The 14,245-nt window shown below is 37.9% G+C and carries 8 protein-coding genes and 1 tRNA gene; all 9 read right to left on the reverse strand.

Annotated features, from left to right (window positions below; all coding sequences use genetic code 11):
• Positions 1-91: 91 nt before the first annotated feature.
• Positions 92-2,050, reverse strand: a complete 1,959-nt coding sequence (locus KSK55_RS16385; RefSeq protein ID WP_256664174.1) for a PKD domain-containing protein — start codon at positions 2,048-2,050, stop codon at positions 92-94.
• Between the two features lie 165 nt (positions 2,051-2,215).
• The gene (locus KSK55_RS04245; protein ID WP_218608308.1) at positions 2,216-4,279 is read right to left on the reverse strand and encodes a right-handed parallel beta-helix repeat-containing protein; all 2,064 of its coding nucleotides are present in this window, start codon (positions 4,277-4,279) and stop codon (positions 2,216-2,218) included.
• Positions 4,276-5,994 carry a PKD domain-containing protein gene (locus KSK55_RS04250; protein ID WP_218608309.1) on the reverse strand — a complete coding sequence of 573 codons (1,719 nt, stop codon included), beginning with the start codon at positions 5,992-5,994 and terminating at the stop codon, positions 4,276-4,278. Before KSK55_RS04250 ends, KSK55_RS04245 begins: the two co-directional genes overlap by 4 nt.
• A gap of 87 nt (positions 5,995-6,081) precedes the next feature.
• The gene (locus tag KSK55_RS04255; RefSeq protein ID WP_218608310.1) at positions 6,082-6,264 is read right to left on the reverse strand and encodes a hypothetical protein; all 183 of its coding nucleotides are present in this window, start codon (positions 6,262-6,264) and stop codon (positions 6,082-6,084) included.
• Positions 6,265-6,360: 96 nt separating this feature from the next.
• On the reverse strand, positions 6,361-8,331 hold the full coding sequence (locus tag KSK55_RS04260; protein WP_218608311.1) for a PKD domain-containing protein: 1,971 nt from the start codon (positions 8,329-8,331) through the stop codon (positions 6,361-6,363).
• A 379-nt stretch (positions 8,332-8,710) separates the two neighbouring features.
• Positions 8,711-10,138: a PKD domain-containing protein gene (locus KSK55_RS04265; RefSeq protein WP_218608312.1), complete on the reverse strand. Its 1,428-nt coding sequence runs from the start codon at positions 10,136-10,138 to the stop codon at positions 8,711-8,713.
• Between the two features lie 534 nt (positions 10,139-10,672).
• Positions 10,673-10,757 (reverse strand) — tRNA-Leu (locus KSK55_RS04270).
• A 190-nt stretch (positions 10,758-10,947) separates the two neighbouring features.
• Positions 10,948-11,154: a histone family protein gene (locus KSK55_RS04275; protein ID WP_214418960.1), complete on the reverse strand. Its 207-nt coding sequence runs from the start codon at positions 11,152-11,154 to the stop codon at positions 10,948-10,950.
• Between the two features lie 90 nt (positions 11,155-11,244).
• Positions 11,245-14,220: a response regulator gene (locus tag KSK55_RS04280; RefSeq protein WP_218608313.1), complete on the reverse strand. Its 2,976-nt coding sequence runs from the start codon at positions 14,218-14,220 to the stop codon at positions 11,245-11,247.
• Positions 14,221-14,245: the final 25 nt, after the last annotated feature.

Raw genomic sequence — 14,245 nt, forward strand, 5'->3', positions numbered from 1 at the left:
TTTTTTTAAAAAAGGCATATTTATATTAACTGATCTTATGTCAATGATACTATAAGAAAAAAAATCAATAAAATTCTTGGATTTAAAAAAATCAGATTGCATGAATACAATCTGTGCATACTGCATACCCAGTAGTATGACCATTATCCTCCCTCAGAGAGATGGTATATAGACCAGGGATTTTATATTCATGGTTTGGATTTTGCTCATTAGACGTTTCACCATCGCCAAACTGCCAATACCAGGAAGTTGGGTTACCAACAGAGAGATCATAAAACTGAACAGGGAGTGGGCAATTTCCGGATTCCGGGGTAAAATTAAACATCACATGAACCTGCCCAGGGATAGGACTTCCATTTGTACTTATGGTGTGATTTTTTTCTATTGATGAAAAGGTATAGTTTAATAGCGGCCCTTGTGAAGTTCCATTAACTATCACATCATCAAGTATTGCACCTGGTTTTGCCTGAGTCAAATAATTCGCATCTGAATATTCAATATACGATTGATTTCCATATGGATGAACTAGCGACCATTCATCTGATGAAGATTCTATCGTATGGAGAGGAGTTACCATTACTACCCAGAAATCTTCCCACCCATGATTTCCGGAAACATCACCATCATTGGAAAGGGAATCTCCTGCAATCAGATATCTTCCATCTGGTAAAGGTGTTAAACCATATGCATCATCATAATCAGAACCTCCCAGACAATCCTGCCAGATAACATCACCAGTACTATCAAGTTTAACAATCCAGTAATCAGTTTCACCATGATTTCCGGAGACATCACCATCAGTCGAAAACGAGTACCCGGCCACCATGTATCCCCCATCAGAAGTCTGAATGACAGAATATGATTGATCATCATCTGAACCTCCAAGACTCTTCTCCCAGAGCAAATTGCCGGAAATATCAAGTTTAATCACCCAGTAATCACTGTAGCCTTGATTTACGGAGACATTTCCATCATTTGAATACGAATATCCGGCAACAAGATACCCACCGTCTGATGTTTCAATTACAGAATGTGCATAATCAAAATCTGAACCACCAAAACACTTCTGCCAGACAAGATTACCAGCGATATCGGTTTTAACTACCCAGTAATCACTGTTTCCATGATTTCCGGAGACATTTCCATCATTTGAATACGTATATCCGGCAACAAGATACCCACCGTCTGATGTCTCAAGGCCCGAATATGCATGGTCATAATCTGAACCCCCGAAACATTTTTGCCAGAGTAAATTGCCGGAAATATCAATTTTAACTATCCAGAAATCACTGTCTCCATGATTACCTGAAACATCGCCATCGTCTGACCAGGTATATCCCGCAAGCAGATAACCGCCGTCAGAGGTTTCAATTACAGAGCGTGAACTTTCATCATCTGTTCCTCCCAGGCATTTCTGCCAGATAATATTCCCAGATGAATCAGTTTTCAAAGCCCACATGTCGGACCAGCCATGGTTACCAGAAACATCGCCATCATTTGAATCAGCAAATCCGGTAATCAGATATCCACCATCAGATGTCTGGATGGTGGAACGTGCACTATCAAAATCCGAGCCACCAAAGCATTTTTGCCACAATAGTATTCCCGAAGGGTTCAGTTTTACAATCCATGCATCGTCCCATCCATGATTCCCATTGACATCACCATCCGTTGAATATGTGTACCCCCCAATGAGATACCCATTATCAGCAGTCTGAAGAACTGACCAGACCCCATCAGTATCTGTTCCACCCAATGACCTCTGCCAGGTGCGTTCAACAACCGGGATACCTGCTGCAGAGAATATATCAGGATTTATTTGTTGATTCCTCAATTTTGAAAAATTATAACTCATTTCGGGGTGGAACCTCTCCCGGGAGAGGTTACCATCTCTTTCTTCAAAAAAGAGTAAATTTTTGCCTCCTGAATCGAACATCCTGCTCTCCAGGGGGAGTTGTTCTTCAGCCATTACCGGAATGAACCCTCCAAGAAGAAGAACAAAACCCACACAGGTTATTATTTTGAAAAGTCCTGAATGTACCCCATCCATACTTTTTCTTCTATGTATTACATTATTATATTATCTATCACATATCAGAATATCAATCTCTGAACAAATTATTACGGAGAAAAATGGTTTTTTTAATATTATGGACAAGATTCTAAAATCAATATGAGTGAAAATTTTACACATCCAATTCTATGCATCATATTCCTATTGAACTGTAATACAATTATTACAGACTGAATACCCTCCGGTTCCATCATTATATACACGGAGTGAGACCGTAAACGTTCCCGGATTGGTATACTGGTGAACCGGATCCTTTTCAGTCGAACTCTCCCCGTCGCCAAACTGCCAGTACCAGGAGGTTGGATCCCCAACAGATAAATCAATAAACTGTACTTTCTGGGGAGGATTACCATTCTTTGGAAACATATCAAATCGTGTATGAATTTGTCCCGGAATTGGACTTCCAATTGTCTGAATCTCATGATTACCGTCAACATCAAAAAATGTCCAATTTAAAATCGGACCTTTCCAATCATGATCTACGGTAATATTTTCCAATTCGGCACCAGGTTTTGCAAAATTTAAGAATGATGCGTTTGAAAAACGAGGTGCTAATACTTCACCTGATGGTGAAGGATATGTCCAGGCATCACCCGAAGCAGATATGTCATAGAGGCTCCGGACAAGAGGAGCAATATCATAAACACCGGAGTTAGGAATTAATTCATACGAAGTCGACGAATATCCCTCTTTTATAGGTTCCTGCAAGTCAGACCAGCCACTTCTCGTCAAGTTACTCCAGTAATTTCCAGCAATATTCGGTCCATTAATAATGTTCAATCCCGGTTCTGGCCCTTTGGGATTTGTCCAACCATAATATGATAACGTCCCGGAGCCTCCAATATTCACTAAATTACCGAGATAATTATCATAAATAAAGCCCGAACCCTCATCCCATCCACCTGAATCAATAAAAATGCCGCAATCACCAGAAGACAGGATCTGATTTTGATTCACATGAATATTCACACTATTATCCGGAAGATAAATACCAATCCAATTATCATCAATGAAATTTTTTGAAATGTTTGAATTACCCCATCCATTAATTCCACAATCACCATTATGGGTAATAGTATTATTGTGAATTTCTGATGAACGGAGTGTGAATATACCAGAATATAGATTATTACTAACAGAATTATTAATAATAGTCACAAAATTCGAAAGATCTATGCCTATCCCCTGGTTTTCAAATACATTATTATCTCTGACATCCGCATTATTTCCTGCAATTAAACCGCCATATTGATTATTGTATATGGTACAATTTTTTACACTGACCATATTGCCTAACCAGATACCATATTTCTGATTACCTGAAACAACATTATCTGCAAGAGTAGTTGTATGGCCGGTAAAAATTCCTGAACCTTTATTATTTAAGACAGTATTACCATGAATCGTCGAAAATCTCCCCGTTGATATGCCATCATTACCATTTGATTCAACTAAATTAGAGAAAAAATCCACATAGTTTGTTGCTTTAATTCCATACCTGATATTATGAGAGATAATATTATCAGAAACCGTTGCATTATTCCATACTAAAACGCCATCTCTTCCATTTCCGAAAATTTCATTTCCTGTTATTTCAACAAAATCCTGACTATTAATCCCGTTTCGTCCATTATCTGCAATCAGGTTATCAGAAAAGATGTGATAAATACTTGTTGTGTTGATTCCAGAATATGTATTTCCTTTGATAATATTGTTAGATATTGTATTATTATTCCCCTTTACATAAACTCCATTGCCGGAATTGAAGCTGACATTATTTTTTATAACATCACAATAATTACCATATAATATCATTCCGGTTTCAAATCCGGAAATAGAAGTGAAATTTTCCACCCTTGCATAAGCTGCATGTGAGTTGGATATAATACCTGTACCGTCATTTCCGGATAATTCAGGCTCATTTCCATTCAAATGAATATCCGAGCCATTTATAATTATTGCAGCATCAGAACCGGAATATGCCAGATTATCTGAAAGAACATATGAACCAGCTCCGGAAATGATAATGTGACCGTTTTCATATGTTCCAGAAAAAATATAATCAGGTCCACTATGACCGGGAATGAGTTCAGTTCCATCTGCCTGAACTACATACTCCGGATAGAGTGGTGTAGCACTTCCATTTAAGGAGATAAATGCGAAGAAGCTTATCAACAGCACAATCCATCCCTTTTTTTTTATCATGGATTCACCGTTACACACCCATTACAAACAGTATAACCTCCGGTTTTTTCATTAAAGGCACGAAGACTTACAGTATAGGTTCCCGGAACTTTATATTCATGTTCCGGATTTTGCTTATAAGATATCGAACCATCTCCAAACTGCCACTCCCAGGAAGTAGGGTTTCCCACCGATAAATCAATAAAAATTACATTTAATGGATTCGTCCCGATAGGATTAGAAATTTGAAACATAGCATGAATCTGGCCGGGTATGGGACTTCCATTCGTGCTTATTGTGTGATTTTTTTCAATTGATGAAAAGGTATAGTTCAATAACGGCCCTTGTGAAGTTCCATTTACTATCACATCATCAAGTATTGCACCTGGTTTTCCCTGAGTCAAATAATTGGCATCTGAATTTTCGATATACGACTGATTCCCATATGGATGAACTACCGACCATGAATCAGATGATGATTCTATCGTGTGGAGAGGAGTTACCATTACTACCCAGAAGTCTTCCCACCCATGATTTCCGGAAACATCACCATCATTGGAAGAGGTATCTCCTGCAATCAGATATCTTCCATCTGATAAAGGTGTTATACTATATGCATCATCATAATATGAACCTCCCAAGCATTCCTGCCAGAGAAGGTTTCCGTAATTATCAAGCTTTATTATCCAGTAATCACTCGAACCATGGTTTCCTGAGACATCATCATCATTGGACATAGTATACCCACAAACTAGAAATCCTTTATCAAACGTTTGAATAATTGACATAGGAACATCTAATGAAGTTCCTCCAAAAGATTTATCCCAAATTATTGAACCATCAGAGTCCAATTTCACAAGCCAGTAATCAACAAAACCATGATTAGATGTGACATCACCATCAGTCGAAAGTGAGCCTCCAGCAACGATATATTTTTCATCAAAGGTTTCTATTATTTGAAATGCAGCATCACTCGATGAACCGCCAAATGATTTTTCCCAAAGAATATTACCGGATTGATCAATTTTTACTATCCAGTAATCACTCCAACCATGATTATTGGTAACATCTCCGTCTGATGAATAAGTCATTCCTCCAATTAAATAATTTCCATCGTGCGTCTGATATACTGAATTCGCTTCATCATAATCAGATCCACCAAGACATTTTTGCCAGATGATATTACCGGTATTATCTAATTTTACTACCCAAAAGTCTTCTTCGCCATGATTTCCAGAAACATCTCCATCATTGGACCGAGTATTCCCGGCAACTAAAAATCCTCCATCATTTGTTTCAACTACTGAAGATGCACTTTCATCATCTGTGCCACCAAGACATTTCTGCCAGATAATATTGCCCATACTGTCAATCTTTACTACCCACAAGTCATCCCGACCATGGTTTCCAGATACATCACCATCATTGGAACCTGTGGATCCAGTGAGTAAAAAACCTCCATCTGATGTCTGAATTATTGACAGGGTACCATCATAATCAGAGCCACCATAGCATTTCTGCCAGACAAGAGTACCGGCATCATTCAATTTAACGATCCATGCATCTACCTTTCCATGATTTCCGGAAACATCACCATCATTGGACCACGTATACCCACCAATTATAAATCCCCCGTCAATTGATTGGAGCGATGACCATACCTTGTCAGTATCTGTTCCACCAAGAGGTCTCTGCCAGGTTCGTTCAATAAACGGGCTCTGTATATGAGAGGCCATGGATGGAGAGGAAGTAGAATCATTTAATAACTTACTACGAATATTCAGACTTGTTGAGTTTAAGGATCTTTTCCAATATCGGGAACTCTAATTTTCAATGATTTTGTCTTTATCAAGAAAATATCCTGGGAAATCAGGAGTGAATCTAGAAAACTCACTCTGTCTGAAACCAATATTATCCTCTGCAACAACTGATATTGCCCCACCAGATAAAAGGAGGAATCCTATGGTAACGGATAATAAAAGCATCCCTGACCGCACACCCTTCATACATTTCCTTTCATTTTTAAGATGATTATATTTACGGAAACGGATATTAGCAATTTTGATTAAAAAATCTGAATCAACGATAAAATTTGAAAAAAATTAATTTACTTCAATGCAACCAGTACAAGAGTTAAATCCGCTGGTTTGATTATTGAAAGCCTGAAGTGATACGGTATAAGATCCAGGATTTCTATACGTATGAGATGGCTCTTTTTCGATTGATGTTCCACCATCACCAAACTGCCAAAACCAAGAAGTAGGATTTCCTAATGACATATCAGAGAATGTAACATCCAGGGGATGCATCCCGGAAGTAGGAGTAATATTAAACATTACATGGACTTGATCTTTTACAGGATTACCATATGTATGAATAGAGTGATTAGATGCAATAGATTGGAAGGTATAGTTCAATAACGGCCCTTGTGAAGTTCCATTTACTATCACATCATCAAGTATTGCACCTGGTTTCCCTTGAGTAATATATGCTGCATTACTTCCTTCAATATATGACAGGTTTCCATGGGGATACACAATTGACCATTCATCTGAAGCAGATTCAACCGAGTACCAAACGCTTACCTGGACAAGCCAGTAATCCCACCAACCATGGTTTCCTGATACATCACCATCAATGGATTCAGAGATACCAGTGATACAATAACTCTGATCTGTGTTCAGAATGAGATTAAAACCATAATCATAATTTGATCCTCCAAAACACTTTTCCCATTCCAGTGTTCCTAAAGAATTTATTGAAATTAGCCAGTAATCTTGGGCCCCATGATTTTCGCTCACGTCACCATCAGTTGAATGAGTGGACCCTGCCACAGCGTATCCCCCGGTAGGACTCATTACTGCTGAATAAGCCTTTTCATAAGATGAACCACCAAAACACTTCTGCCACTCAATCAATCCTGCTGAATCAAGTTTAACAATCCAGTAATCTAATCCTCCGTGGTTACCAGTTACATTGCCATCATTGGATTCTGTGCTCCCAATAAGCAAATATCCACCGTCACGTGTCTGGATCGCAGAGTTCAGTAGCTCATCCTTCGATCCCCCAAGAGATTTCTCAAAGACCAATTCACCCTGGCTATTCAGTTTCACCACCCAATAGTCAAATCCACCATGATTTCCTGTAACATTTCCATTTCGCGATAGAGATTCTCCTCCAATAAAGTATCCCTTATCAACAGTTTCTATAGCAGAAACAGCATAATCCCAGCTTGACCCACCAAGACACTTATTCCAGAGAATCTTTCCCGATGAATTTAATTTCACTATCCAATAGTCATATGTACCGATATGTCCGGACACATCACCATCATCAGACCAGGTGTATCCACCTATGAGGTATCCCCCATCTGAAGTCTGTTTTATAGATCTTGCCTCATCCGTTTTTGATCCACCAAGACATTTCTGCCATATGAGATTACCATGAGTATCTAGTTTTATCACCCAATAGTCAAATCCACCATGGTTTGTAGTGATATCTCCATCTGTAGAGTCAGTATATCCGGCAATCAGATATTCACCCGCATTATTTTGAATAACTGACATCGCATAATCATCCCCGGAACCTCCGAGAGATTTTGCCCATTCAAGGTTTCTTGCAGAATCCAATTTTGCGATCCAAATATCCCATCCGCCAAAAAATTCTTTGATATCGCCATCTTCAGAATATGTGTATCCTGCAACAATGTAACCACCATCTGCAGTCTGTGCCGCTGAGTAGGTCATCTCATCTTTTGAACCACCTAAACTCCTATCCCAATCCACCTTAAATTCAGGCAACCGTGTCCCAGATCGCATATCCAAGTCGGATAAAAAATTACTTGATATATTTGATGTTTTATTGCTATTCATCGACGGAGACAGAAGTGTTTCATGCAATAGAGAATCAGAATAAGCTGATTGCTCACTCCTCCATAATTCATTATTAATACCAGAATGAATTGATGAGTTATTCACCTCTGTACCCTGACTAATATTATCTGCAGATACAAATCCAAATCCTGCCATAAAAAAGCATATACAGACAATAACACAAGATAAGGAAATTCTCATATGATTTCGTAAAAAAATGGATCGAATATTGCTTTTACCAGCTTTTTGATCCATTGAGTCAAACAGACCCCCCCTTATATTATCCATCATTTTTTCCCCTGAAAAAAAATTTGTAATCTATCAACCCCATTTGAATATTGGGGATAACCAAGTAATAGGCTTAATATTAAAGATATATTATAGTTACGATAAAACTTAGACCAGATATAAAATAAAAAACAGATCGTTACAACTCAATGAACTCAGTATAATGAACACATACACTCATGATGGGATGCAAGAAGTGCATATAATTAAAATTTAAAAAAAATGCCTCTGAAAAGGGGAGAGAAAAAAAGGAACATTCAAAAATATTAGATAAAGTTGAATATTTCATTATTTACGAAACTTTAACATAGTTGTATCGTATTGCACTCCGGATAACTCCATTAATTTCAGCGGTGGCTTTTACGGTATATGTTCCTGCAGTTGTATATTCATGAGTCATATTCGGCTCATTTCCATTTTTGCCATCCCCGAAAGAATATTTCCAATTCGTTGAAACTTTATCTGTTGTCCCATTAAATGAGACTAGCAATGGTGCAGATCCAGTGGTGAGATTTGATTTAAACCAAATTGGAACCTGCTTAGACTCGATATATCCTGTTTTAGTTTTGGTATCATTATCAGAAATCCGGTCTACGGTTAATGTTACATCATGAGAACCTGGGGTCCAATAGGTATGAACAGGATTTCTGACCGTAGCATTCGGTGTTCCATCACCAAAACTCCAGTTAAATGAAACCGGAGAATCAGCCGGAAGGTATTGGAATGCTACATCAAACGGAACTATTCCCCTGGTTGGTGTTCCTATGAAATCAATTTGTTGTGGTGGTGGTGGTGTAACCGTGAGTTTTCCAGAATAATCATCTCCAATCGGATAGTCATTCCCCTCACCATCTATGATCCGATTAATAGTCACATTTACTTGAGACGAACCCTGATTCAACCCAAGATAGGTAATATTAAGGATTTGAACATTATAAATGGGGTCTTTAAGTGAAGTTGTTGCATTCACCTGAATTGTATTACTTGCTATATTGGGTGTCCCGATAAATCCGGATGGTAACTGAGCATTGGTGAAATGCCCAATTGTCGGATCTTCCATAGAGATTGTGACATTATACAGGGATATTCCCTGGCTTAAATCATAGAGATAAAGATCCCCTATTGCAGAATTCCCACTTTGAACCGTTACATCATCTAATTCTACATATGGGACATAAACATCCTGTTGGTAAGGTATCTCTTTTTCATAGTAATTATCCCCCAAATTGACAATCACATGTAATACACCTTTTTGTGGATGGAAGTCTGGCCACATCCGAATGACATCCTCTTGATTTCCGCTTTCTTTCATACCGTTTATCAAATATGCCATTGTGACCTCATCTCCCGGATTTGAAGCATTTTTAATTAACTCAAATATTAAATACCCTTCATCAAATCCTGAAGGGTCCAATGTTCCAGAGACAAAATCAAATGAAAATTCAGTATATTTTCCATCAATAGAGAAAAAGGCTACATCTGAACTATTAAATGGTAATTCTAAATCACCCATTAAACCAGTGAATCTATCTCCTTCAGAGACATAAGTTGGTTGAAATGCTAAAAAGTAATCTTCCTCATCTTCAAAACCGTCATAAGATATTGTAACCGGCATACTCCCATACAAAATATCCGGACCGATCTCTACCGATGCACCAAATGCTCCGGGAAATATCAAACTAATAAAGAATAATATCCCAATTATTTTGTTTCGTTTCATAAGCCACCCATCCAAATATATATCGTATTAATTATTAAAGGATAAAAATTTAACTTATCTTCGCAGATTTTTATTTTTCACAAGTAAATATATAAATATTAATTCATCTTGTTAGATCTATAATCGTATGTAAGATAATTCTTCCAACAACCCTTAAAAAGTACATCAGTGAAATTTATTTTCCCTATAAAATTTAAAAGGACTTCAAATATTTCAAATCTTAATTGAGATGTAATCCTCTTAAAAAAAGGTACATAACCAGAGGTTAAACTATACCCATTTAGTTCTGATACTGTCTGAACGAAATGAACACGAATGTTTCATTTAGATAACTGGTATAATATCCAAAAAATTGTTATAAATATTGACTGGTTTCCGACAGTGCAATATTTTTTCCAACGACTAATTAAACTAGGTATTATTACATTGATATGAATCAGGGATATCTTTCAGTATACATTCAATCGATCTACTTTCAATATAATGAATACCCTTTGATGAAAAGCCCAAAAGAAAGAAAATAAAATATAAATATGCGAGAGAAGGGATTTGAACCCTTGGATTCCTTCGAAACCGGATCTTAAGTCCGGCCCATTTGGCCAGGCTTTGGTACCCTCGCGCCTTATTACATTGGAAGCCCTGCTATTAGAAAGTATTCTGTCATCCCCTACGAAATCATCTAAAAACTCGAGACCCAAGAATTTGATCTTCTTTGTAAATCATATCGCGGAAAAAATCCCTCTTAATTCACATTTCAAAAAATGCGCAGCCATGAAAAATAATATCTGGGAATTTACACAAAAAAAGACTCAAATTGACTTTAGAGCCATTTCAATATCTTCTTTTTTAATTGTCTTTCTTCCCGCATGTAGCGCCAGTTTATTAGCTTCTTTAACAAGTTTTCCGAGATAGGTCTCGGTTTTTTCAACTAATACCGCTGCTGCATCGCTTCCTACACGTTCAGCCCCACTCGATTTTGCAATTCTTACAACTGCTGCAATTGGCAAATCTGTCATACAACTACCCCAGAATTACATTTTCGGAGAACTATTTATAATGTCTGTTAACCTCAAATTACAAATAATACTATGAGTTAATAAAAATATTTATCTGTGCAGATATTTTCCAGGCGGAATGAGAATTTCAAACCTGGCCCCTTTTCCATATAATCCGGTCTCCCTGATTTGCATGCCAGTAATTCCCAAAATTTCTCTAACAAGAAATAGCCCTAGTCCGGTCCCACTCCCATACCCTTTTGTAAAAATGAGTTCCTTCTCACCTTCCGGAATACCTGGCCCATTATCCATGATAGTAAAGATAAGACCATCAACTGTTTCCTGACATTTCACAGAGATTTCCGGTGTTCTGGTTGCATATTTCACAGTATTATCAACGATATTAAAAAAAACCTTTTTTATTAATGGATCAGAGTAAACATACACATTCTTGCATTTGCAGGTTCCCGGGTCACATGAGACGACGCAATTGAGGGATGATGCTACATCAAAAAAAGTTTGTAAAACTGGATTCCAAACAGGCTTTGATACTCCTATCTCCTGATATTCACGAGCAAGATCTATAAAATTCTGAATTCTAACAGATGATTCTTCGATTTTTTTTATATATTCCTGGTTGAAGAGAGTCAAAGAACCAGTGGAAATATTATCTATTGCAAGAAAAATAAGACTTAATTGATTTCTAATATCATGCCTCGTAATTGAACTGAAGAGATTTAATTTTTGGTTTACCATCGTGAGGTTTTCTTCAATCATTTTTCGATCAGTAATATCACGAATTGATTCTATCGCACCAATGACCTCTCCCTTCTGGTTATAAAGAGGCCTCGCTTTCCCCCATAAATACTGCGGAGCTCCCTCAGGATTGACAATCATTACATCAGCAATAACCATGTCTTTTTCATGGCGGTGAATCTGATAATTATCAGGAATATCAATACCCTCATTTTCTAGCAGGTCAACGAGAAGGGGGCGATGAACACCATACAATAATCTCGCCACTTCATTTTTATGATGACCAAGAATCTGGTTCCCAGAAGTGTGTAAAAACTCTTCAATAATCTGGTTCCAGACTATCACCTCTCCATTCTTGTTTACAGCAAATGTTGGATCTGGAAGAAAATTGAGGACAGAAGATAATCTTGACTCTGATTCTTTCAGAGCTTCCTGTGCCTGAATGAGCTCAGTAATTTCACTCAGCATATTCAGGGTTGCTGGTTTTCCTTCCCACACAATCCTAATAGCATGAGTCTTTACCCAGTGAATGCCTCCCTCACGATCAATAAATCTGAAAAGATAATCTTCCTGGTACGTCGGATCATCAATTCTTCTTACATAATTTTCATAAACTAACTGCTTATCTTCAGGATGGATAAACTGACTAAACGGTTTTCCAATCAATTCATCAGGGCTGTATTTGGTGACCAAAGCACCAAGTGGATTTACAAATTGAATCGTTTCATCCTGCGAAACAATGATAATCTCTCTGGCATTTTCTATAAGTGTCCGGTACTTTTCTTCAAGCTCATGTCTCGCTTGTTCTTCCTGGCGAATTTCAGTAAGATCAATTACAATTCCCCTGATTCGGGTAATATCACCTTTTTCACGAATTGAAATCGTCTGAATAAATGCAGGGAAGATCTCTTGAGTGGCACGAAGGAGTTGAACCTCAACAGGCTCGCCATCTTTTCCAAGAAATGACTCATAAACATAATTTTGCAGAAATTCCCGATACTGTTCGGGGATAAACTGCTCATAATGTATCCCTTGTGAGAGATCAGCATGTGTTACCTGAAAAACGGTTCTGCCATGTGGATTGAGATAGGCTATAGTTCCATCCCGGTTGATCTCAAACAATGACTGAGGTAAAAACTCTGCAAACTGGCGATACCGCTCCCTGCTGATTTCAAGTTCTTCCTTTATCTCATGAATTTCTGTAATATCACGACAAAAAAGAACAATTCTTCCTTCAAAAGATTTTCTTTCTTTTATGGGATGAACAGTCCACTCATACCTTTGATTCCCATTTACTGTGATAACAGACTGATCTTCGCCAAGATGAAGTGCGAGGGAGAACCCTTTATTTAGAATCTTTTGATCAGATTCAGTGAGATAATCAAATAAGACCGTATGTCCAGAATCATTAGATATACCAAGAAAATCTGCTGCTTTGGTATTAAAATATAATATATTCCCGGAAAGATCTAATAACAGCCCACAATCATCCAAAGCATTCAAAACCGTCCGTATACTGTTCTCATGTTCACTCACTACCGTCCTGCTTTCCACTAGTTCCTCATATCGCTCTTTCAATTCATATTCTGCATTGATGTTGCTTATTAAAAGACTATATCCGGATATTTTTGTATCCTCGAGGATAGGGGAAAGAGCGATTCGAAGAGCAATAAAAGTACCATCAGGTTTTTGATACAACGTATCATACTGCCCGGTCCTGATCCCTTTGAAATTCCTTTTTTCCTCACCAGCATCACGGTCCATCCCTTTGTTGAACAGATCCGGCCAGTATGTACCCACCAGATCAGTTTTATCATACCCTAACAGACAACACAGATACTCATTCGCTTCGATAATTCGTGCATCCGCATCGAGAATTGCACTTCCTAACAAGGTGTGGGTGAAAAAACTGCGAAATCTCTGTTCACTCTCAATTAATTTCTTCCGTGTCCGATTTCGGTCAACGCCAATTCGAATTTTATGAATCAGTTCCTGAAACTGAACCGTTACCGGATCACCTTTCTGGACATAAAATGTTGCTCCAAGGTTGAATGCTTCGATGGCTACCTCCTCTCGTCCGCGCCCGGTGAACAGGATCACAGGAATATCAATATTGCGGATAGATAATTCCTTGAGTAAACAAAGACCATCCATTCCGGGCATTTGATAATCGGTTACAATGATATCATATTGCTCGAATTGAAGAGACTTAAGGGCTTTTTTCGCTGAAGTAACACTAACACAAGAGATATCAGGTTCCTTATTCAAAAACCGGGTTGCCAGATCACAGAGTGCTTCCTCATCATCTACATAGAGAACAGAAATCACCATGGCCTCATATCAACAACGATCTTAT

Source organism: Methanospirillum hungatei, assembly GCF_019263745.1.
In the GTDB taxonomy this organism is placed as follows: Archaea; Halobacteriota; Methanomicrobia; order Methanomicrobiales; family Methanospirillaceae; genus Methanospirillum; species Methanospirillum purgamenti.